The following is a 21,652-nucleotide window of genomic DNA, read 5'->3' on the forward strand; positions in this document are numbered from 1 at the left end:
GGGGCGCGGTGTCCGCCACCGTGTCCGCCTCAGCTTCGTGCGGGCGCTGCTTCTTCATGCTGCGGAGCGCACTCAGAGGTCGGACCACACAGTGTGCAGTCCTTCAACTCGGTGGGAGGGCCTGTGTAGTGGTACCCCCACCGACGGCCGTCAGGTTGAGGTCGTTTCACGACGGCTGCCCTCCCTGGCCAAGGGGAAGCTCCGCCAACCAGGAGACGGGAACGCCTTGCAATGTGTATCCGTGGCCGTCGTCGGCGCGGCTGCCCCGCCGAGAATGCGCATCGCCTCAGAGGCAAGGCGAGTTGGACGTCGCCCTGTTTCAACCCCCCTGTCGTCAGTGTTGGTTCGGATTCCTGTCCCCTCTGTTTGATGAGAGGGAGGGGGAGAGGCATGGGAGGGGGGAATGATCACCCGGGATTGATGTGTGATGTTCACCTCAAGGCGTGCGCGCTTCTGTGGTCAACTTGCCCCCTATGTGTGCATATCAGTGGGGTGTTTTGACTGTTTCATCACGACTGCATGTTTACTGTCAAGGGGCCTTGAGCGTTCTTGACATGCGGTTTGTGTAAAACGCATGATCTCCCGGCGTCCGAATTCTGGCGCCTGCAATTCGAAACGGGAGAATGAAAATGCGTAAGGCTTGCACGGCAATCCTGACGGGACTGTTCAGCGTCACACTCTTTGTCGCGCTTCCTGGCAACCAGGGCGAAGCCCGCGCCATCACCTTCGACCCCAACGCGTGCCTTGATCTCTCCCAGGTGCAGGTGTGCAAGAAGGGCTACATCTACAAGAACGTGCCGATGACCGGGCCCGTGGCGCCCGGCAAGTGCCGTCCGTGGGTTTCGGTGAAGACCAAGAAGAAGTGCTGACGACACTGCTCCGCAGTTCGCGCGCGTGAGTGGCGGGCCATCATGTGATGGTCCGCCACTTTCTGTTCGTCTGGGGTGATGCGGGCGGGACGGGGGCGGAGGGCGGGGCGGTCGGCCTACCCGTGGCCCGTAAGCCGCGCCGCCGACGCGATCGTCGATGCCGCCTCGCGCGCGGTGAGGCCCACGCGGACAGCCGCGTCGGTGAGGGGTGCGGTGAGGGCCTCGCCGAAGCCGTTCTCGTACGCGCGGCACGCCGCCCAGAACAGGCGGGTGTTGCGCTGTCCTTCGTGCGCGGCGAGGACGAACTGGACCAGGCCCTGGCCCTGTTGGAGGTCCGGCGCACCCGCGTGCGCGGGCCGCGGTCGGCGTCGCGGTGTCGGCGTGAGCAGGCGCAGGAGCGCGGGCGGGCAGGTGGCCGGCGGGAGGTGGGCCGTGCCGGGGACCGCGCTGTAGACGCCGTGTTCGGTGCGGGAGCCCGGGCCGACCAGATAGCCGCCCGCGCCCCGGATGTCGATGCCGGGTGCCAGGCGGCCCGCCGAGTTCGGTACGACGGTGTCGGGCGGCCCGGCCAGCCAGATGTGACGGCCCCCGCTCGGCGTCGCCACGACCACGGTCTCCGGGATCGTGAACAGGTGCCGCAGCGCCAACTCGCGCAGTTCCGCCGGGGCGTCGACGCCGGACTTGGTGTCCAGGTCGATGCCGATCAGGTGGTACGGCGGCAGCCCGCAGGCGATTCCGTATCCGGAGGCCCAGGGCGCGGCGGCGAACAGCTCGCGGATGCGGTGCGGGTCGGTCGACGCGTCGTACACGCCGTGTCCCATGCGGCCGCACTCGCCGCGGCAGGGCGATGGCCGCGGAGGGGCGTCGCGGTGCTCCGGGGAAGCGTGGTGTCCCGGGGTGCCGTGGTGCCGCGCGTCGTCGTGGTGTCGCGCGTCGTCGTGGTGCCGCACGTCGTCATGGTGTCGCACGTCGTCGTGGTGCGGGGAGCGCAGCGCCGGGAGCTTGCTCCGCGACAGCGGGATGACGGCGAGGCCTCGCTCGGCGGCGGTCAGGGCGTGGGCCAGGGCCAGGGTGGCGGTGCGGCGGTCGGCCCGGACCGCGGTGGCGTCGGGCGCGGCGGTCCGGTGCGCCGCCGGGTGGGGCCCGGTGTGCGGATCAGGGTGGGGCTCGGCGTGCGGATCGGCCCGGTGGGGCTCCGCCGGGTGGCGGGGGGAGTGGTCGGCGTCGCGGTCTGCGGCATGGCGGTCGATGGGGGCCATGACTTCAGTTTCGTACAAACGTTCGATGAAGGGAAGGGGGGTGGCTGAGGGTGGCGCGCCGGGCAGGGGCGGCGCCCCTCTTTTCGGGCTCCTGCCGGAACGCTTCAGCCCGTGCGGCGCCTGGCCTCGGTCACCGGAACGGCGCTGAGCTGCGGCTTCAGGGGCGCAAAGCATGTTTATCGACTTGTCCTCACGCTTGCGGGGGAATCGGTCCTTCCGGGGTGGTTCGCCGGGGATTCGGTGGGCAACTCTGGTCTCGCGACGTCGTGCAGATGCAGGACCGGGGCGGTCGGCCAACCGCCTTGGAGCAAGCGTTACTTGAGACGTGTCCGGCTCCCGGCCGGTGCGAATCTCCCGTTCTGGAGGAATGACATGGCAAGCATCCGTACCGCCCGCGCCCTCGCTGCTGTCGCGGCCCTGCCCCTCGCCGCCGCGCTGTTCTCCGGTGTTGCGATGGCCGACAACGGCTCGTTCGCGGACGACGGATCCAACGCCGGTGTGGCCACGGTCAGCGGCAGCGGCGTCGGCGACGACAACAACGGCAACTCGTCCACGACGCAGCAGCAGGCGGTCGGCAACGGCGCCTCGAACCAGAGCAACACGGCTCAGGTGAACGGTTCCGCGTTCACGGAGATCAACCAGTCCAACGCGAACGTCGCCGTGAACTTCAGCGAACTGTGGTGACCTCGGGCCTCGTTGGGGAGTGATCCTCGGGGGCTGCTCCAAGGGGTGATGTGACAGTTGCGCGGCGGTGCCTCGGGCCCGCCGCGCAGCTGCGTTCGGCGTGCCGGGAGTCGCGGGGGCCTTGACGCCGGTTCTATTTCTGACGGACAGTCAGAAATCGTTCCGGGTACGTGGTGCCGTACGGGGTCCGTACGTGATCCGTACGTGACCCGTACGAGGCCGTACGAATCCCTGCGAAGCCGAACCAGGCCGTACGAGGCCGTACGAGAAGGAGAGGCCGCCCGCCGTGCACCTCGCCCCCACCGAACGCCAGCAGCGCCTGCGCGCCGAACTGCGCGCGTACTTCCGCGAGCTGATGCCGGACGGCCCGCCCGCGAGCGACGACAAGGCCGCACAGCGGCGGCTCCTGCGCCGCATCGGCGCGGACGGCCACCTCGGTCTCGGCTGGCCCGTCGCGTACGGAGGCCAGGGGCGCGGCGCCGACGAGCAGTTCGTGTTCTTCGACGAGGCGTACCGCGCGGGCGCGCCCGTGTCGATGGTCACGCTGAACACGGTCGGGCCGACGCTGATGAAGTACGGGACCGAGGAGCAGAAGGCCGCCCTGCTGCCCGGCATCCTGCGTGGGGAAACCGTCTTCGCGATCGGTTACAGCGAGCCGTCCGCGGGCACGGACCTGGCGGCGCTGCGGACGCGGGCCGTTCGAACGGAGGGCCCGCCCGACGAGTGGCTGATCCACGGCCAGAAGAGCTTCACCTCCAACGCCCAGAACGCCGACTGGATCTGGCTCGCCTGCCGCACCGACCCGGAGGCCCCCAAGCACCGGGGCATCTCGATCATCCTCGTGCCGACCGACGCGCCCGGGTTCTCCTGGACCCCGATCGAGACCGTCGGCGGCCAGACCACCACGGCGACGTACTACGACGGCGTGCGCGTGCCCGCAGGGAACCTCGTCGGTGAGGAGCACGGCGGCTGGAAGCTCATCACCAACCAGCTCAACCACGAGCGGATCGCGCTCGCGGCCATCGGCATGCAGGCCGAGGACTTCTACGCGGCGGCGCGCACGGCCGCGCAGTCACCTGATCCGGTGAGTGGTGAGCGCCGGATTGACGCTCCGTGGGTCCGTTTGAAACTGGCTGAGGCGCATGCGCGGCTCGCGGCTACGCGCCTGCTCAACTGGCGTTTGGTGGGGGATGTGGAGGCGGGCGGTCCGGCCCCTGGGGACGCGAGCGGCGTGAAGTTCGTGGGAACCGAATCGGCGGTCGAGGTGTACCGAATATGTCAGGAGATCGCGGGGGACGCGGGGCTCGTGCGGGCCGGTTCACCCGGATCCCTGGCACTGGGGACGGCCGGGGACGGGGAGCTGGAGCGGATGAACAGGGCGGCGCAGATCAACACCTTCGGGGGCGGGGTGAGCGAGGTGCAGCGGGAGATCGTGGCGACGATGCGGCTCGGGATGCGCAGGGGGCGGCGATGACGCGCGGGGCCGACGCGGGCGGGCCGGATGGGCCGGATGGGCCGGGCGGGCCGGGCGGGCACGAGCCGGACGAGCTGTACGAGAAGTTGAAGGCGTACGAGGGCCGGGCCGCCGCGGTCGCGGGGCACGGCAAGGACCCGGTGAACGAGCCGATGATCAGGCACTGGTGCGAGGCGATGGGAGACACCCACGCCGCGTACGCCGGCCCGGAGGCCGTGGCCCCGCCGACCATGCTCCAGGTGTGGACGATGGGCGGCCTCTCCGGACACAGCGGCCGCTCCGAGGCGTACGACGAGCTGTTCGCCCTGCTCGACGACGCCGGGTACGCCTCGGTGGTGGCGACGGACTGCGAGCAGGAGTATCTGCGTCCGCTGCGCCCCGGGGACGAGATCACCTTCGACGCGGTGATCGAGTCGATCTCGGAGCGCAAGACGACCAAGCTCGGTACGGGGTACTTCGTGACGACGCGGATGGACGTCCGCGCGGACGGCGAGCCGGCGGGGACGCACCGCTTCCGGATCCTGAAGTACGTGCCCGCGCGAAGGCGGGCGTCGAGTGCGGACGCGGCGGGATCGGCTGGGGCAGCGGGGCGGGAAGCAGTCGCCCCGGCGCGGAGCCGACGGCCCCGGCCCGTGATCAACAGGGACAACGCGGGTTTCTGGGAAGGCGTGTCCCGGCACCGGCTCCTGATCCAGCGCTGCGGCTCCTGCGCCCGCCTCCGCTTCCCCTGGCTGCCGGGCTGCAACGCCTGCGGCTCGCCCGAGTGGGACACGGTCGAGGCGAGCGGCGAGGGCACGGTCTATTCGTACGTGGTGATGCACCACCCGCCGTTCCCGGCCTTCACCGCGCCGGAACAGGCCACTGCCGGGACGGGGCCGTACGCGGTCGTGCTCGTGGAGCTGGCGGAAGGGGTCCGGATCATCAGCCAGGTGGTGGGGGTGGAGCACGAGCGGGTGCGGATCGGGATGCCGGTGCGGCTCGAGTTCCAACGGGTCGACGAGGAACTGGAACTGCCGCTGTTCCGGCCGCTCGCGCAGGTCGGCGATGCGCAGGTCGGCGATGCGCCGGACGGTGACTCGGGCGTGGTCCCGGCCGGGGCGGCCGTTCGCGGGCGAGAGGGCGTGCGCTGACATGGACTTCACGCCTACGCCGGAGCAGGCGGCCGCCCGGGACCTGGCCGCGCGGATCTTCGGGGATCTGTCCACACCGGAGCGGCTCGCGGCGGCGGGCACCGCGTCGGACGCCGAGCTGTGGAAGGCGCTGTGCGCGGCGGGCCTGCCGGGCGCGGTCGAGGAGGTCGGACTGCTCGGCCTCGTGCTGCTCCTGGAGGAGCAGGGTCGGACGACGGCGCAGGTGCCGTTCGCGGTGAGCTGTGTGTACGGACTGCTCGCGGTCTCGGCGCACGGTTCGACGGACCAGCGGGCGCGGTTGCTGCCGGGGCTGCGGGACGGGACGGAGGTGGCGACGGGGGCGTTCCCCGCGCGCGGCGGGGCCGGTCGGGTGCGGGCCGAGGACGGCAGGCTGACGGGGGCGGTGCCGTGGGTGCCGTGGCTGCGGGACGCGACGTTCGTGCTGGTGCCGGCGGGGGACCGGGGCTTGTGGCTGGTGCGGACGGCCGACGCGGGGTGCGAGCCGGTCGAGCTGACGGCGCCGTGGCGGGCGGGACGGCTGGTGCTGGACGGGGTGCGGGGAGAGCGGCTGGGCGACGGTGCGGGCTCCGGCCGGGGCGGGGGCGCGGCGGAGGTCGCGTACGACGACGTGCTCGCCTCCGCCCGGACGGCCTTCGCCGGGCTGCAGGCGGGGGTCTGCGCGGGTTCGCTGGCCCGCGCCGTGGCGTACACCAATGAGCGGGAGCAGTTCGGGCGCCCGCTCGCGGCGAAGCAGGCGGTCCAACTCCGTGCGGCAGAGGCGTACATGGACACGGAGGCGATCCGGGTCACCGCGTACGAGGCGGCGTGGCGCCGGGACGGGGCACTGGCGTACGGCACGCACGCGCTGACCGCCGCGTGGTGGGCGTCGGAGGCGGGCCGCCGCGTCGTGCACGCGGGCCAGCACCTGCACGGCGGCGTGGGCGCCGACGTGGAGTTCCCGGTGCACCGGCACTTCCTGTGGGGCCGCCAGCTGGACGCGTATCTGGGCTGTGGCGGCGAAGTCCTCGCCGAGCTGGGCGACTTGATCGCTACGGAGGAGTCCGCATGAGTACGGAGGAGTCAGGTGCGGGAGGGGGAGGCCGCATGAGCCCCGGGTCCGTCCCGCGCGCAGGGGACGCGCTGCCGCCCCTGGAGATCCCGGTCACCCGCACCCTGATCGTCGCCGGGGCCATCGCCTCGCGGGACTACCAGGACGTGCACCACGACGCGGAGCTGGCCAGGGCGAAGGGCTCCCCCGACATCTTCATGAACATCCTCACGACCAACGGCCTGGTGGGGAGGTACGTGACGGACTGCTTCGGCCCCGGAGCCGTGCTCAGGAAGGTGGCGATCAGGCTGGGGGCGCCCAACTACCCCGGGGACACGATGACGTTGACGGGGACGGTCGAGCGGGTCGAGCGGGCCGGGCGGGTCGAGCGGGTCGCGACGGGTACGCCGGGTGCCCCGGGTGCGCCCGGCGGAGGGGTGGCGGCGGTCACCGTCAGGGTCGTCGGCGCCAACAGCATCGGCAAGCACGTGACCGGCACCGCCACGGTGACGGTGCCCGCCGGACCACGGCGGACGGCGGGCGGACGGACCGGGGGTGACGCGTGAGCGTACGGAAGAAGGACAGCCTCGGCGGGCAGGCGGCGGTCGTCGGGATCGGGGCGACGGAGTTCTCCAAGGACTCCGGGCGCAGCGAGCTGAAGCTGGCCGTCGAGGCGGTGCGGTCCGCGCTCGACGACGCGGGCCTCGGCCCGGCCGACGTGGACGGCCTGGTGACGTTCACGATGGACACCAGCCCGGAGATCACGGTGGCGCAGGCGGCGGGGATGGGCGAGCTGTCCTTCTTCTCCCGCGTGCACTACGGCGGTGGCGCGGCCTGCGCGACCGTGCAGCAGGCGGCCCTCGCGGTGGCGAGCGGGGTGGCCGAAGTGGTCGTGTGCTACCGGGCGTTCAACGAACGCTCGGGCCGCCGCTTCGGCTCCGGGGTGCGGCACCGGGAGCCGTCGGCGGAGGGCGCGGCGCTCGGCTGGTCGCTGCCGTTCGGGCTGCTCACGCCCGCGTCGTGGGTGGCGATGGCGGCCCAGCGCTATCTGCACACGTACGGCCTGACGACGGAGGCCTTCGGCCAGGTGGCGGTCGTCGACCGGAAGTACGCGGCGACGAACCCCGCGGCGTACTTCCACGGCAGACCCATCACGCTCGCGGACCACGCAGCCTCGCGGTGGATCGTCGAGCCGCTGCGGCTCCTGGACTGCTGCCAGGAGACGGACGGCGGCCAGGCGATCGTCGTGACGAGCGCGGAGCGGGCCCGCGACCTGCCGCACCCGCCCGCCGTGATCGCCGCCGCGGCCCAGGGCGCGGGCCGCGCGCAGGAGCAGATGACGAGCTTCTACCGCGACGACCTCACGGGTCTGCCCGAAATGGGCGTGGTGGCACGGCAGTTGTGGCGCACGTCGGGGCTCGCGCCGGGGGATGTGGACGTGGGGATCCTGTACGACCACTTCACGCCGTTCGTGCTGATGCAGCTGGAGGAGTTCGGGTTCTGCGAGCCGGGAGAGGCGGCGGAGTTCGTGGCGAAGGAGCGGCTGCCCCTGAACACCCACGGCGGTCAGCTCGGCGAGGCGTATCTGCACGGGACGAACGGCGTGGCCGAGGCCGTCCGGCAGATCCGCGGCACGGCGGTGAACCAGATACCCGGCGCCGCGCGGGCCCTCGTCACGGCGGGCACCGGCGTCCCCACATCGGGGTTGATTCTGACGGCGGACGGCTGAACGCGGCGCGTGTCCCGCGCTCGGCGGCGGACCCTGCCCGTTCACTCGCTGCATGCGCCATCGAAAGAAGCTCCTGGGAATCGTGCTGGGCCTGGCCCTGGCCACACTGGCCATGGACACGGAGGCGGGCTCGGCCGCGTCGACGACGACCACGATCACGCCGCCGGGCGGGCCGCCGCCGGGCCCCGACCCCGGCTTCGCGCGCGCCGCCTCCGCGGGCCGCGCCGGCGGCCTCTTCTACGGCCGTGCCTTCGACACCTGCCAGGCGCCGTCCGCCGACACCATGCGCCGCTGGCTGGCATCGGACTACGGAGCGGTCGGGGTGTACTTCGGCGGCCGCGGCCGGGCCTGCCCGAACCAGCGGCACCTGAGCCGGGACTGGCTGCGCTCGGTCGACGAGATGGGCTGGGGGGTGCTGCCGCTGTACGTCGGGTCGCAGTCGCCGTGCGTCGTGGCTCAGAACAAGCAGCATGTCCGCATCGAGGGCAGCCCCGCGCGGCAGGGCGCCCGGGAGGGCGGGGACGCGGTCGACAAGGCCCAGGCCCTCGGCATCGCGCCGGAGAGCCCGCTGTACCTGGACATGGAGTCGTACCGCCACAACGATCGCGCCTGCGCACGCGACACCCTCGCGTTCGTCCGCGCCTGGAACCGCGAAGTGCGCAGCCAGGGCTACGTGCCGGGCTTCTACAGCAGCGCGAACTCCGGCGTACGGCACATGGACGAGGCCCGTCGGCAGGGAGTCGACGACCTGCCGGAGGTGATGTGGTTCGCGCGCTGGAACATCCGGCCCGATCTGTACGGCGAGCCCGCGCTCGGGCAGGACGCCTGGCAGCCCAACCGGCGGATCCACCAGTACGCGGGCAACGTCACCGAGCGGCACGGGGGACGCACGATCACCATTGACCGCAACCTCGTGGACGCCCCGGTGGCCACACTGGGCTAGACCTGCCCCGTCGGACCGTGGTCCCGGGGGTTCCTCCGGGACCACGGTCCCACCCGGACCACGGTCCCACCCGGACCACCGTGACGGACCCGTGCCCGCCCGGTCTCGCCCGGCCTCGCCCGCCGTGCGCCCGCCGACCGCCGGGCGCGTACGCCCCCGGACCCCGACCCCCGCCGCCAGCCGCTTTCGTACACCTCAGGGTTGAACCCGCAGGGGTCGGCTCCCTCTCCTCCACCTTCAGGAGGTGGGGCTGGCTCCCCTCGTACAACCTGAGGCGGACAAGCCTTCGGGACCTGCGGCCGATCCGCTGATGTAGGGGTCGCTTCTAGCGTGGAGCCATGACCGCATCCATGGTGTCCGTGTGCACCAGCGCATCGAAGGCCGCGACGCGGACCACGAGTCCTTCCGCCTACCCGTCGTTCGCCTCCTACGTCCGCGCCCGCCAGCTTGTGCTGCTGCGCACCGCCCGGTCGCTGACGGCGAACCCGAGCGATGCCGAGGACCTGCTGCAGACGGCACTGACCAAGACGTATGTGGCCTGGGACCGGATCGAGGACCACCGGGCGCTGGACGGCTATGTGCGCCGGGCGCTCCTGAACACCCGCACGTCGCAGTGGCGCAAGCGCAAAGTCGACGAGTTCGCCTGCGACGAGCTGCCCGAACCCGAGACCGTGCCGGCCGGTGACCCGGCCGAGCAGCAGGCGCTGCACGACGCGATGTGGCGCGCGATCATGAAGCTGCCCGCGCGGCAGCGGGCGATGGTCGTCCTGCGGTACTACGAGGACCTGAGCGAGGCCCAGACGGCCGAGGTGCTCGGGGTCTCCATCGGCACGGTGAAGAGCGCGGTGTCGCGTGCGCTCGGCAAGCTCCGTGAGGACCCGGAGCTGACGCCGGTCCGCTGAACGCCGGTTTCCGCCGCGCGTCCGGCTCTCCCGCGCGTCCGGCTCTCCCGCGCGTCCGGCTCTCCCGCGCCTCCGGTCCCCCGCGCCTCCGGTCCCCCGCGCCTCCGGTCCCCCGCGCGTCCGGTTCCCCCGGGTGTCGGCCCGCCGAGTGTGTGCTCCGCCGGGCACCGCTCCGCGCCTCCGGCCCGGGTTCGACGGGGTCATGCCACGTCGTCCGCTCCGTCGCGGTCATTTTCCCTTCAGGTGCTCCCGCGGTAGTGACATACCGTGCGGTATGCGGCAAGAATCTGGGGCTACTAGCAGGTAAAGCGCCGGGACCACCCGGTCGCCTGTGCCGCCCACCAGGAGGACGCCGTGCTGAGCACCATGCAGGACGTACCGCTGACTGTGACCCGCATCCTCAACCACGGGACGACCGTGCACGGGGATTCGCAGGTCGTCACGTGGACCGGTGACGGTGCTCCGCAGCGCCGGGCCTTCCGGGACATCGGCGCCAGAGCCGCCCAGCTCGCCCACGCCCTCCACGACGACCTCGGCATTCGCGAGGGCGACGCGACGGGGACGTTCATGTGGAACAACGCCGAGCACGTCGAGGCGTACTTCGCCGTCCCCTGCATGGGCGCCGTCCTGCACACCCTCAACCTGCGGCTGCCCGCCGACCAACTGACCTGGATCGTCGGCCACGCAGCCGACCGCGTGATCATCGTCAACGGCTCGCTGCTCGGCCTGATCGCACCGCTCCTCGACCGCCTGCCGACCGTCGAGCACCTGGTCGTCTCCGGTCCCGGTGACCTCTCCCTCCTCGACGGCGCCCGCGTCCGCGTCCACGACTACGAGGAACTCATCGCGGGCAAGCCCACCACCTACGACTGGCCCGAGCTCGACGAACGCCGTGCCGCCGCCATGTGCTACACCTCCGGCACCACCGGCGACCCCAAGGGCGTCGTCTACTCCCACCGCTCCATCTACCTGCACTCCATGCAGGTGAACATGACCCAGTCCATGGGCCTCACCGACGCCGACCTCAGCCTCGTCGTCGTACCGCAGTTCCACGTCAACGCCTGGGGACTGCCGCACGCCACCTTCATGACCGGCGTCAGCATGCTGATGCCGGACCGCTTCCTGCAGCCCGCGCCGCTCGCGGAGATGATCGAGTCCGAGCGGCCCACACACGCCGCCGCCGTCCCCACCATCTGGCAGGGCCTGCTCGCCGAACTCACCGCCAAGCCCCGCGACGTCAGCTCCCTGGGTCAGGTGACCATCGGCGGCTCGGCCTGTCCGCCCTCCCTGATGGAGGCCTTCGACCGCCTCGGCATGCGCGTCTGCCACGCCTGGGGCATGACCGAGACCTCGCCGCTCGGCACGGTCGCGCGTCCGCCCGCGCATGTCATCGGCACCGCCGAGGAGTTCGCCTACCGCCTCACCCAGGGCCGCTTCCCCGCCGGTGTCGAGGGCCGCCTGGTCGGCCCCGACGGCACCCACCTGCCGTGGGACGGCGAGTCCGCGGGCGAGCTCGAGGTGCGCGGCCCCTGGATCGCCGGTTCCTACTACGGCGGCGTGGGCGGCGAGGCACTCAAGCCCGAGGACAAGTTCAGCCCCGACGGCTGGCTGAAGACCGGCGACGTCGGTGTCATCAGCGCCGACGGCTTCCTGACCCTCACCGACCGCGCGAAGGACGTCATCAAGTCCGGCGGCGAGTGGATCTCGTCCGTCGAGCTGGAGAACGCGCTGATGTCCCACCCGGACGTCGCCGAGGCCGCCGTCGTCGCCGTCCCCGACACCAAGTGGGGCGAACGCCCGCTCGCCACCGTCGTCCTCAAGGAGGACGCCACCGCCGACTACGCCGCCCTGCGCGATTTCCTCGCCACCCGCGTCGCCAAGTGGCAGCTCCCGGAGCGCTGGGCGATCGTCCCTGCCGTCCCCAAGACCAGCGTCGGCAAGTTCGACAAGAAGGTGCTGCGCAGGCAGTACGCGGCGGGCGAGCTGGATGTGACCCAGCTCTGAAGCTCGGCTGCCGTACGGCACCGGCTGCCCCGCGGGCGTGGCTCGCGGGGCACCGTCCCCTCCGTCCAGGTTGTCCAGCCTGTCCAACGCCGTTGCCCTGCGCACCACTCAGCCCCGCAGTGACTGCTTAGCCTCGCAGTGACTGCTCAGCTCCGTGCCCGCTGCTCAGTTCCGCAGCCGCAGCGTCGCTCATCGTCGTGTCCGCAAGGACGTCACCCCCCACGCCACGGCCAGGCAGCCCGCCGCCACCGCGCACACCCCGTCCCAGCCCCAGTGTGTGAACGCCGTGCCCGCGAGGGCCGAGGCCGTCGCTCCGCCCGCGAAACCCGCCACCACATAGGCGGTGTTGGCGACCGCCGGGGTGGAGGTGGTGGTCAGGGCCAGGGTCTGGTTGGCGATGTGGCTCGCGACGAGCGCCGCGTGGACGGCGACCGCCGCCGCGCACAGGGCCCACAGCCGCTCCCCGCCCAGCCAGAACAGCGGCACCGACACCGCCGCGAGCGTGTAGGCCGACGCCACCACCCTGGCCACGCCGAACCGGTCCACGAGGCCGCCCGCGACCGGCGCCACGAGGCTCGCCGCCAGGCCGAAGAGCCCGAACAGGCCGGCCGCGCCCGTCGTCATGCCGTACCCGCCGTTCCCCTCGCCGGTGAGCAGCAGCGCGAGGGAGGTCCACAGCGCGCTCCACGCTCCGTACATCCCGCCCTGGCGTATGCAGGCCCGGCGCAGCTCCGGTGACATCCGCACGACACCGGGGAGTTGGGCGAGGCCCGCGAACAGCGGGCCGGTGCGGCGGTGCCCTTCCTTGGGCAGGGCGGCCGCGGAGGCCAGGCCGAGCACCGCAGTGAGCACGGCCGCGCCGACGAAGACGGCACGCCAGCCGAAGGCCTGCCCCGCGAGCGCGCCGAGCACCCGGGCGGCGACCACGCCGGTGAAGAGCCCGGCTATGAGGGCCGCGACATGGCTGGCCCGGCGGTGCGCCGGTGCCCGCGCGGCGACGAGCGGCACGAGCAGCTGCGGAACGACCGTCGCGGCGGAGGCGACCAGGACGGCGGCGGCGAGCACGGTCGCGCCCGAGGCCGTCGCGCCGACGGCCAGCGCGGCGGCGGTGGCCAGGGACAGCGCCGCGACCAGCCGTCGGCGGTTCACACGGTCGCCGAGCGGGGCGAAGAACAGCAGCCCGGCCGCGTACCCGAACTGGGCCACCGAGGCGATCCACGCGACGCCCGACGGTGTGGAGCCGAAGTCCCGGGCCATGAGGGGGAGCAGCGGGGCGGCGACGTAGATGTTCGCTGCCGTGACCGCCGTGCAGACGGCTATGAGGACGAGGAAGAGGCCCGGTGGGAGCCCGCGGGGGTCCGCCCGGTCCGCGGCTACTGCCACCGGCGTGCCCGCGGGCGCGTCCGTCCGGACGGGAGATGGCGTGCGTGAGGTCATGGGTGGCAGGGCTCCTCTTGCTCCTTCTACGTACCGCGGCGGCACTCTCGTGCGACCGACGGCGCTCTCGTACGACCGACGGCGGGCGCTTCCGTACGACCCACGGCGCTTCCGTACGACCGTCGGCACTCGTCCCGCAGTTAACAACCAACTGGTTGGTTGTTAAAGTCTGCGCCCGCTCCCTGGCGCCTGTCAAGCAACCAAACAGTTGGTTAGAAGCGGAATTCGCTTACGCTGTTCCCATGGGAGTGAGAGACCCCGAGGCCACCAAGGCCCGGATCTTCGACGCGGCAGTCGCGGAGTTCGCCAGGTTCGGCATCGCGGGCGCCCGCATCGACCGCATCGCGAGCGAGGCGAAGGCCAACAAGCAGCTCATCTACGCCTATTACGGCAACAAGGCGGAGCTGTTCGCGCAGGTCCTCGAGAGGAAGATGGTCGATCTGGCGGTCAGCGTCCCCATCGACGCCGACGACATCGACGGCTGGATGGACCGGTTGATCGACTACCACGCCACCCATCCCGAGGTGCTGCGCCTGCTCTTCTGGGAAGGCATCGAGTACGGCAGCACGGAGGAGTTGCCGCACGAGTACGAACGCCAGGCGCACTACGACCGCAAGGTCGCCGCCTTCGAGGAGGCCCAGGCGCGCGGCGTCATCACGGCCGCGATCCCCGCCCCCGACCTGCTGTTCATGCTGGTCGCACTGGCCGGGTGGGCCTCCGCGGTGCCGCAGATGCGGCGGGTCCTTGTGGGCGGCGAGGAGGAGGACCGCGCACGCCTGCGCGCCTCGGTCCGCGCCGCCGCCCGCCGTCTCACGGCGCCGGGCGACTAGGTGTATTGACCCGGAGGGTCGTTGACGCGGGGCGAGCAGCCCCTGGCCGGTCCCGGGGCCAGGGGCAGTCCGATTCCGGAGCCGAGGTCAGTCCGCCCCGGAGCCCGGGTCGGTCCGCCTCTCCCCCCGGAGCCGGCTCTGGTCCACTTGGTGTGGTCGCGTACGCAGCGCGACTGTCGATCTTTTCGTGATGGTGGCTGAGGTAGCCCGAAAATCGCCCGGCCGGTGTGCCGAGTGGTCGACAGTCCGCGCCGTGAACGAAGTACGGCTGCAACTCGAAGAGTTGTTGTTCTCCTCGCTGAAGAACGTGTTGGTGGAGTCGGTCGAGGCGACCGACATGGTCGTCCGAGTGGAGGCCCTGAGTACTGCCTGGCAGGCAACATGTCCGGACTGTGAGCGCGTGTCGGAGCGCATACATGGCTCCTATCTGCGGTTTCCTCATGATCTGCCGACGGCGGGCAAGTCCGTCGTGGTGGCATTGAGGGTGCGCCGGTCCATCTGCGCGGAGGGCTCCTGTCCGCGTAAGCCTTCGCCGAACAGGTGCCAGGGCTCACCCGCAGGTTCGGCCGGCGGACGGAAAGGCTTCGATCGTCACTCATCCCGGTCGGCCTCGCGCTCGCGGGCCGGGCCGGGGCTCGCATGACGGACGTCTTCGGGGCGCCGGTCAGTCGGAAGACCTTGCTTCGGCTGATCGCCGGTCTGACGCAGCCGTGGAATCCGGTGTCGTGGAAGGCGGTGTCGTGGAAGGCGGCGTCGTGGAAGGCGGCGTCAACCGGATCATTCTGTGGAATCAGCGATGTCAAGCCGTGTGCTTGTGCATCACGGCGAGGTAGTGCCGATCGCGGTGCGGAACGTGGTGGTCCCGGCCAGGCAGGCTGAAGACAGCGCGGACCTCGGCTGGCTGGGTGCGGATGCTCGACTGCTCGCCGAAGGTCAGGACAGGGTTGACCTCGTGCTGGCAGCCGGCGGTGTTGAGGGCCGTGACCAGGTCCTCGCGGAGCACGGTGGCCTCGAATGACTCGGAATCGGGAAGGACGAGCGGCGGGAGTTTGGCGGTCGAACCAGGCCAGAGGTTGATCCAGATGCCGCTGACGGCCCGCTGCGTGACCACCAGTTGCAGCCCTTTCCAGGAGTAGGGGTAGCCGTCGATATCGGGCCCCTTCATGACGTGGGCGGGGTGCGGGCGCCCCGGGCCGAGAAGATCTTCAGCCTCGGTCAGGGGCATTCCGCAGTGAAGTGGGCCGATCCGGCCGGTTCGGGCGAAGTCGACGAGCACGTTCATCAAGGTCACGGCAGTGACTGTGACACTTTCCTGGGCCTGTGCGCACTCCGATATCAGCGCGGTGCGGAGCCTGCCCCGCCCTGTCGGACGTCGACGAACGGCAGCAGGCGGACTGTCGCCGGCAGGTCCAGTTCGCGTGGTGTCGGCCTGCCGGAGTGAGTGTGTCGGCGAGGCGGTCGAGTAGCCGGTCCAGGGCCGCCTGGCCGTCCTCGACGGCTGCCTGCTCGTCGTCGGTCAGCGGGATGGACACAGCCGCCACTGACATCACCACCGGTGACCTCTCCACACGAAGTGGGCCAGAGCCCCGGAGCCGGAGTCAGTTCGTACCGATCTTCGCCAGCAGGTCCACGATCCGGCTCTGCACCTCGTTGCTCGTGGACCGCTCCGCGAGGAAGAGCACGGTCTCGCCCGCGGCGAGCTTCGGCAGGTCGGTCTCGTCGACGGCTGCCGTGTAGACGACGAGGGGGGTGCGGTTGAGCTGCCCGTTCGCGCGCAGCCAGTCGACGATCCCGGCACGTCGGCGGCGTACCTGGAGCAGGTCCATGACCACCAGGTTCGGCCGCATCTGCGCGGCCAGCGTGACCGCGTCCGCGTCGCTCTCGGCCCGCGCGACCTTCATACCGCGCCGCTCCAGGGTCGCGGTCAGGGCGAGCGCGATCTCCTCGTGCTCCTCGATGAGCAGGACGCGTGACGGGTGCTGCTCGCTGTCGCGCGGCGCGAGGGCCTTCAGGAGCACGGCCGGGTCGGCGCCGTACGCAGCCTCCCGCGACGCCTGTCCGAGTCCCGCCGTGACCAGCACGGGAACCTCCGCGGCGACCGCGGCCTGCCGCAGCGACTGCAGCGCCGTGCGCGTGATCGGCCCGGTCAGCGGGTCCACGAAGAGGGCCGCGGGGAACGCGGCGATCTGCGCGTCGACCTCCTCGCGCGAGTGCACGATGACCGGGCGGTAGCCGCGGTCGCTGAGGGCCTGCTGGGTGGTGACGTCGGGCGCGGGCCACACCAGGAGGCGGCGCGGGTTGTCGAGCGGCTCGGGCGGCAGCTCGTCGTCCATGGGCTGCGGCTGCGGCTGGTTCGACACCTCGACGGCGCCCCCGGGGCCGTCGAGCAGCTGCGGGCCCTCGTCGGCGTCGGCGTCCGGGGCGCCGATGGCGTAGGCGCGCCCGGTGCCCTCCGTGGTCGGCGAGAGCCTGGGCTGCGGCTGCGCCTTGGCCTGCTGCGGCTGCGGGCCCGGCTGCGCCTGGGGGTGCGGACGGGCCGTGTCCTGGCGCTCATCGGCGGCAGGCTCGGGCCGCGTGGACAGCCGCCTGCGCCGCCCGGAACCTCCGGAGGAGGGCTGCGCGGGAGTCTGGGAACCCGCAGTGCCCTGAGCGCCCTGGGGTGCCTGGGACGGGTCCTGTTGCGAGGGCTGTGCCTGCGGCAAGGGGTGGGCCTGCGGGGCCTGCTGGGGCTGCGGGGCGGGTCCGGCCTGCTGAGGCTGACCCAGGTGACCGGGCTGACCCGGGTGACCGGGCTGTCCCGGCTTCCCGGCGGCCTGGCGGCCGAACGGCACACCCTGCCCGAGCGTTCGTACGCTGATGGCGCGCCCCTGCGTCGAGTTCGGGTCGACGGGAGCGGCCTCGGCGGGCAGCGGCTGGGCGGCACGCACGCGTGGATCACGTTCCGGCGGCAGGGCCGCACCCTGGGCGGGTGCCGGGACGCCCTGCGCGGGCGTTCCCTCAGTGTGCGGGCCGACGTGCGGACCGGCCTGCGGACCGCCCTGCGACGACACACCGGCGGCCGGGGCGCCCGTGGCCGGAGTCCCGGAGGCAGGCGTGCTGTTGGCCGGGGTGCCGCCCGGAGGCGTGCCCTGGACCGGCATCCCCTGGGGCGGCATCCCTTGGACCGGCATCCCCTGGGCCGCCGTCCCCTGCGACGGAGTCCCGTCAGCGGCCGGGGCCTGCCGTGCGCGCCGACGTCCGGTGGGAGCCGGCTGCTGGGTACCCCGTGCCCCCGGGGCTCCCAGTGCGGCGGGACCGGCCGGACTGACCGGACCGGCCTGCCCGGGCAGCATCGCGGCCGCGGCCTGCGCGGGGTGGGGCTGGAGCGGGGTGTGGTCCTCGGCCGGATCGCGCAGCGCGGCGGCGTGCTGTCCGGTGTCGTCCTGGCCGGTCGGGCTGGTCGAGCCTGCCGGGCTGGTGGAGCCGGCCGAGCCGGTCGCGCCGACCCCGTGCGCTCCCGCGGGCAGCCCGTGAGCCGCCGCACCGGGCACGCCACCCGGAGCGCCCTGCGCACCCGCGGGCAGCCCTCCCTGAGCCCCGGCGGGCAGCCCTCCCTGAGCCCCAGCAGGCGCACCCCGCCGAGCCCCCGCCGCCCGCACGCCCTGCGCTCCCCCGGTCCGCGCTGCCTGCGCCCCCGCGGTCACACTCTCCTGGGCCTGCGCCTGTCCCTCCGGCGCACCGCCCTGCGCGGGTACGCCACCACGGCTCCCCGCCTGAAGTCCGGCCTGCACACCCGCCGGTACGTTCACCGAGGCGCCGACCTGCACAGGTCCACCGCGCGTCGCGCCCAACTGCCCGGGCCCGCCCTGCGGGAGGCCCCCCTGCTGCATGCCCCCCTGGGGCACTCCCCCCTGGGGCACTCCGCCCTGGGGCACTCCGCCCTGCGGCACTCCGCCCTGCGGCACCCCACCGTGCGGAACACCCCCCTGAAGAGCACCCCCCTGAAGGGCACCCCCCTGAAGAGCACCCCCCTGCACCCCGCCCACCTGCTCGGCCAAGCCGGGTGCGCCGTCGCCCTCCTCGCGGTCCGCTTCGGCCGGCGGCAGCGCGAACACACGCCCGCTGGAGGCCTCCTCCGCGGCGGCACGCTCCCGAGCCGCGGCCAGCGCGCGCCGGGCCCGTCGGCCACCGGCACGCGGCTCCGCGCCCTCTCCGGCCGCGCCGGACGCACCCGCCTCCGGACCGGCCGACGGGCCCGTCCCCGAGGGCAGCGCGGCCAGCGCCTGCTGCTCCCCGCCACGCCGCGCCCGCCGCCCGGACGCCACGGCGACCTCCGTCGACATCGGCCCGCCCTGCGAGGGCACCCCCTGCGGCGGCACGGCCTGGCCCAGAGCCGCCGATCCCGCTGCGTGCTCGGCCGCCGTCATCACGGCACCCTCGGCCGGACTCGGCCGTCCCCGACGCCGTCCGGTGCCGCCCGCGTTCCCCGACGTACCGCCCGGGGCGTCGCCGGAAACCGCACCACCGGCCCCGACGCCCGCGTGCGCGCCCGCGTCCGAACCGGCGCCCGCCGGTCCCCCTGCCACAGCGCGCCGCCTGCGCCGCCCGGTCCCGCCGGAACCGGAACCGGCGGCCTCCACGGACCCCGTGTCGTCGGCAGCACCCGCACCGCTGTCTCCGGAGGCGGCGGTCGGGCCGCCGTCATCCCCGGGGACCGCACTGTCCAAGAAGGAGTCCACGGAGGACCGCCGCGCCCGCCGCCGTCCGCCGCCGGTAGCACCGCCCGCGCCCCCGGAGGGATCCGCCCCCTGCCCAGGCACCTGCGCACCCGAACCAGCGGTCTCCGTGGACCCCGAAGTCTCCGTGGGCCCCGCGAAACCGACAGCGCCCGCCGCGGCGGCACCCGCGGCGTCGCCCATGGGCACTTCGAGTACGTACGCGCTGCCGTTCATGCCCGGCACCTCGTGCGTCTGCAGCACGCCGCCGTGCGCCTCGACGATGCCGCGCACGACGGGCCCGTGCACCGGGTCACCGCCGGGGTACGGCCCGCGGACCTCGATGCGGACGACCTCGCCGCGCTGGGCCGCGGCCACGACGACCGTCGAGTCGACGTAACCGGCCTGCCCTGCGGGGGCGCCCGAAACCACGGCTCCCGTGCGCGCGTTGCCGGTGGCGTCGATTCCGGCCACGTCGGCGATCAGATGCGCGAGCGCGGTGGCGAGGCGGCGCGCGTCCACCTCGACCTCGATCGGCGGCGCGTGCACGGCGAACTGGGCGCGCCCCGGGCCGATCAGCTCGACGGCACCGTCGACACCGGCGGCGACGACGGCGTCGAGCGGGACGGCCGTGCGGGACAGCTGGTCGGTGCCCGCCTGCAGCCGTTGGTAGCCGAGGACGTTGTCGACGAGCGTCGTCATGCGGGCGTATCCGGCCGACAGATGGTGGAGCACCTGGTTGGCCTCGGGCCAGAGCTGGCCCGCGTCGTCGGCGGCGAGCGCCGACAGTTCACGGCGCAGTTCGTCGAGGGGGCCGCGCAGCGACTGGTCGAGGACGGCGACGAGCTGGCTGTGGCGCGCGGCCAACTCCTCGTAGCGCTCCTGCTCGCGCTCGGCCAGTGCCTCGTGGCGGTCCTTCTCGCGCTCGGCGAGCGCCGCGTACCGCTCCTGCTCGGCGGCGAGTTCCTCCTCGCGCAGCTCGGCGGCCTCCGACAGCTCCTCGGCGTGCCGGGCGAGCGCGGCCTCGTACTTCTCGGAGAGCGCGTCGTAGGGCCGCCGGTCGGTGAACGTCATGACGGCGCCGACGAGCTGGTCGCCGTCGCGCACGGGGGCCGTCGTCAGGTCGACGGAGACCTTCTCGCCGCTCTTGGACCACAGGACCTGGCCGCGTACGCGGTGCTTGCGGCCGGAGCGCAGGGTGTCCGCGAGCGGGGACTCGTCGTAGGGGAACGGCTCGCCGTCGGCGCGCGAGTGCAGGACGAGGGGGTGCAGCTCCTGGCCGCCGAGGTCGCTTGCGCGGAAGCCGAGTATCTGGGCGGCGGCGGGGTTCACGAGCACGACGCGGCCGTCGGTGTCGGTGCCGACGACGCCTTCCGCGGCGGCCCGCAGGATCATCTCGGTCTGCCGCTGTGAACGGGCGAGTTCGGCCTCGGTGTTGAGCGCGCCCGACAGATCGCGGACGACGATCATCAGCATCTCGTCGCTGCCGTAGCCGCCGTACCCGCCCTGGCTGCCGAACCGGTCGTCGTACGCGTGCCGACTGTCTTCCAGGTTGGAGCTGGTGACCTCGACGGGGAACTCGATGCCGTCCGTGCGGCGGGCGACCATCCGCTTGGGTTTGGTACGTCCGCGTTCGTCCGTGGTGTCCGGTCGGCGCATGGAGCCGGGGATCAGCCGGGAGTCGAACTCCGGCAGCAGATCGAGAAGTCCGCGCCCCACGAGCGCGGTGCCTGGCGCCTCGAAGGCCTCGAGCGCGATGGCGTTCGCGTTCACGACGGTCCCGTTGGCGTTGACCAGTACCAGCGCGTCAGGGAGCGCGTCGAGTATGGCTGCGAGGCGAGCAGCGCCTCGGGATGGCCTGCTGCTCACGACGACGCTTCCTCCCTGGTTACCGCATCTTGCTGACCGCCCGAGCCATCTTGCCCCTCGGTTCGCGACGTGTCACGGGAGGGAGTCTACGGGGAGTGGTTGCGGGCGCGACGCCGGATGAGAGGGAGGTCGCACGCAGAAGCTGTGAGCCTTCAGTAGTCCCTGGTCACGGAAGGGTCGCGAGGCGCACCCCGGTGAAGGCTCCGGCGCACGGCCCGCCGCGGGCCCGCGTCAACCGCCGTTCACGGGCAGGACGGGCACGAGGTTGTTCCACCGCGAGATCTGGCAGCCGTCGGTGCGCGAGAACGTCGCGTCGACGGGACGCCCGTGCCAGTCGCCCCGGACGCGGGCGGTCTCCGGCCCTCCGTACTGCTGGGTGCACAGGGCGTCGCGCGGGACCGGCTCGAAGGGGTTCGCGCCCTCCGCCGCGAGCTGATCAAGACGTTCGCACGCGGTATCGGGCGAAGGGTGTGTGCCGCCCGTGGGGGCGCACTCCAGGGTGTACGTGCCGTCGCCCGCGCCGGCGCCGCTGACGGTGACGGTCAGCCGGTGGGCGGCGGGGCGGTCGACGGTGTGGCCGCCGATGGGGCCGGTGGCGTCGTCGACGGCGCGGCCGATGGCGCCGGGGGCGCCCGCGCCGAGCGGGCTGCCGCCGAGGTGGTCCGCGTGCGCGGTGGCGGGGAGCGCGGCCAGGGCGGCGAAGGACGCGGCGGCGGTGAGGAGGAGGCGGCGCGGTGTGGACGGCTTCACGGGTTCTCCCTGAGGGGCGCGGTTCCTTGC

General features: G+C 72.8%; 17 protein-coding genes. 12 read left to right on the top strand and 5 right to left on the bottom strand.

Annotation, left to right across the window (positions count from 1 at the left end; translation table 11 throughout):
* Window positions 1–623: 623 nt before the first annotated feature.
* Window positions 624–869, top strand: coding sequence for a hypothetical protein (locus tag QUY26_RS20120; RefSeq protein WP_289948641.1), 246 nt, complete (start codon window positions 624–626; stop codon window positions 867–869).
* A gap of 116 nt (window positions 870–985) precedes the next feature.
* Here the strand turns inward: QUY26_RS20120 and QUY26_RS20125 are convergent, their stop codons facing one another.
* Window positions 986–2,128, bottom strand: a complete 1,143-nt coding sequence (locus QUY26_RS20125) for a bifunctional DNA primase/polymerase (RefSeq protein WP_436840370.1) — start codon at window positions 2,126–2,128, stop codon at window positions 986–988.
* 372 nt (window positions 2,129–2,500) lie between these two features.
* On the opposite strand from QUY26_RS20125, the gene QUY26_RS20130 reads away from it, so the two are divergent.
* The 9 genes from QUY26_RS20130 (at window position 2,501) to QUY26_RS20170 (ending at window position 12,042) form a co-directional block, all read left to right on the top strand.
* On the top strand, window positions 2,501–2,812 hold the full coding sequence (locus QUY26_RS20130; RefSeq protein ID WP_289948643.1) for a hypothetical protein: 312 nt from the start codon (window positions 2,501–2,503) through the stop codon (window positions 2,810–2,812).
* A 286-nt stretch (window positions 2,813–3,098) separates the two neighbouring features.
* Entirely contained in the window at window positions 3,099–4,286 is a 1,188-nt protein-coding gene (locus tag QUY26_RS20135; protein WP_289948644.1) for an acyl-CoA dehydrogenase family protein, read from the top strand.
* Entirely contained in the window at window positions 4,283–5,416 is a 1,134-nt protein-coding gene (locus QUY26_RS20140; protein ID WP_289948645.1) for a bifunctional MaoC family dehydratase N-terminal/OB-fold nucleic acid binding domain-containing protein, read from the top strand. Before QUY26_RS20135 ends, QUY26_RS20140 begins: the two co-directional genes overlap by 4 nt.
* Before the next feature lies 1 nt (window position 5,417).
* Window positions 5,418–6,485, top strand: a complete 1,068-nt coding sequence (locus QUY26_RS20145) for an acyl-CoA dehydrogenase family protein (protein WP_289948647.1) — start codon at window positions 5,418–5,420, stop codon at window positions 6,483–6,485.
* Window positions 6,486–6,520: 35 nt separating this feature from the next.
* Entirely contained in the window at window positions 6,521–7,030 is a 510-nt protein-coding gene (locus tag QUY26_RS20150) for a MaoC family dehydratase (protein ID WP_289948649.1), read from the top strand.
* Window positions 7,027–8,193: a lipid-transfer protein gene (locus tag QUY26_RS20155; RefSeq protein ID WP_289948650.1), complete on the top strand. Its 1,167-nt coding sequence runs from the start codon at window positions 7,027–7,029 to the stop codon at window positions 8,191–8,193. The genes QUY26_RS20150 and QUY26_RS20155 overlap by 4 nt, the downstream gene beginning before the upstream one ends.
* A 52-nt stretch (window positions 8,194–8,245) precedes the next feature.
* Complete coding sequence (locus QUY26_RS20160) at window positions 8,246–9,136, top strand: DUF1906 domain-containing protein (RefSeq protein WP_289948651.1); 891 nt, start codon at window positions 8,246–8,248, stop codon at window positions 9,134–9,136.
* A 338-nt stretch (window positions 9,137–9,474) separates the two neighbouring features.
* Window positions 9,475–10,038: a SigE family RNA polymerase sigma factor gene (locus QUY26_RS20165; RefSeq protein ID WP_030357870.1), complete on the top strand. Its 564-nt coding sequence runs from the start codon at window positions 9,475–9,477 to the stop codon at window positions 10,036–10,038.
* Between the two features lie 354 nt (window positions 10,039–10,392).
* Complete coding sequence (locus QUY26_RS20170; protein WP_289948653.1) at window positions 10,393–12,042, top strand: long-chain fatty acid--CoA ligase; 1,650 nt, start codon at window positions 10,393–10,395, stop codon at window positions 12,040–12,042.
* A 189-nt stretch (window positions 12,043–12,231) separates the two neighbouring features.
* Here the strand turns inward: QUY26_RS20170 and QUY26_RS20175 are convergent, their stop codons facing one another.
* Window positions 12,232–13,479, bottom strand: coding sequence for an MFS transporter (locus QUY26_RS20175; protein ID WP_289948654.1), 1,248 nt, complete (start codon window positions 13,477–13,479; stop codon window positions 12,232–12,234).
* 242 nt (window positions 13,480–13,721) lie between these two features.
* Between QUY26_RS20175 and QUY26_RS20180 the strand changes: the two genes are divergently transcribed.
* Together QUY26_RS20180 and QUY26_RS40945 are read left to right on the top strand one after the other, a co-directional pair.
* Entirely contained in the window at window positions 13,722–14,309 is a 588-nt protein-coding gene (locus QUY26_RS20180; RefSeq protein ID WP_289948656.1) for a TetR family transcriptional regulator, read from the top strand.
* A gap of 337 nt (window positions 14,310–14,646) precedes the next feature.
* Entirely contained in the window at window positions 14,647–14,952 is a 306-nt protein-coding gene (locus QUY26_RS40945) for a transposase family protein (protein ID WP_354670763.1), read from the top strand.
* 156 nt (window positions 14,953–15,108) lie between these two features.
* Here QUY26_RS40945 and QUY26_RS20185 read toward each other — a convergent pair whose 3' ends face one another.
* The 3 genes from QUY26_RS20185 to QUY26_RS20195 all read right to left on the bottom strand — a co-directional run bounded on the left by QUY26_RS20185 (window position 15,109) and on the right by QUY26_RS20195 (window position 21,622).
* On the bottom strand, window positions 15,109–15,600 hold the full coding sequence (locus tag QUY26_RS20185; RefSeq protein ID WP_289948658.1) for a hypothetical protein: 492 nt from the start codon (window positions 15,598–15,600) through the stop codon (window positions 15,109–15,111).
* 307 nt (window positions 15,601–15,907) lie between these two features.
* Window positions 15,908–20,872, bottom strand: a complete 4,965-nt coding sequence (locus tag QUY26_RS20190) for a response regulator (protein WP_289948660.1) — start codon at window positions 20,870–20,872, stop codon at window positions 15,908–15,910.
* 231 nt (window positions 20,873–21,103) lie between these two features.
* Window positions 21,104–21,622, bottom strand: coding sequence for an SSI family serine proteinase inhibitor (locus QUY26_RS20195; RefSeq protein WP_289948661.1), 519 nt, complete (start codon window positions 21,620–21,622; stop codon window positions 21,104–21,106).
* Window positions 21,623–21,652: the final 30 nt, after the last annotated feature.

Origin of the sequence: Streptomyces flavofungini, from assembly GCF_030388665.1 — a bacterium.
GTDB classification, from domain to species: domain Bacteria; phylum Actinomycetota; class Actinomycetes; order Streptomycetales; family Streptomycetaceae; genus Streptomyces; species Streptomyces flavofungini_A.

Bases quoted from the DNA above. Each gene is read 5' to 3' on its own strand.
- QUY26_RS20145 (WP_289948647.1), top strand. From the start codon at position 5,418: ATGGACTTCACGCCTACGCCGGAGCAGGCGGCCGCCCGGGACCTGGCC.
- QUY26_RS20130 (WP_289948643.1), top strand. From the start codon at position 2,501: ATGGCAAGCATCCGTACCGCCCGCGCCCTCGCTGCTGTCGCGGCCCTG.
- QUY26_RS20180 (WP_289948656.1), top strand. From the start codon at position 13,722: ATGGGAGTGAGAGACCCCGAGGCCACCAAGGCCCGGATCTTCGACGCG.
- QUY26_RS20150 (WP_289948649.1), top strand. From the start codon at position 6,521: ATGAGCCCCGGGTCCGTCCCGCGCGCAGGGGACGCGCTGCCGCCCCTG.
- QUY26_RS20140 (WP_289948645.1), top strand. From the start codon at position 4,283: ATGACGCGCGGGGCCGACGCGGGCGGGCCGGATGGGCCGGATGGGCCG.
- QUY26_RS40945 (WP_354670763.1), top strand. From the start codon at position 14,647: ATGGTCGTCCGAGTGGAGGCCCTGAGTACTGCCTGGCAGGCAACATGT.
- QUY26_RS20175 (WP_289948654.1), bottom strand. From the start codon at position 13,479: ATGACCTCACGCACGCCATCTCCCGTCCGGACGGACGCGCCCGCGGGC.
- QUY26_RS20125 (WP_436840370.1), bottom strand. From the start codon at position 2,128: ATGGCCCCCATCGACCGCCATGCCGCAGACCGCGACGCCGACCACTCC.
- QUY26_RS20160 (WP_289948651.1), top strand. From the start codon at position 8,246: ATGCGCCATCGAAAGAAGCTCCTGGGAATCGTGCTGGGCCTGGCCCTG.
- QUY26_RS20120 (WP_289948641.1), top strand. From the start codon at position 624: ATGAAAATGCGTAAGGCTTGCACGGCAATCCTGACGGGACTGTTCAGC.
- QUY26_RS20165 (WP_030357870.1), top strand. From the start codon at position 9,475: ATGACCGCATCCATGGTGTCCGTGTGCACCAGCGCATCGAAGGCCGCG.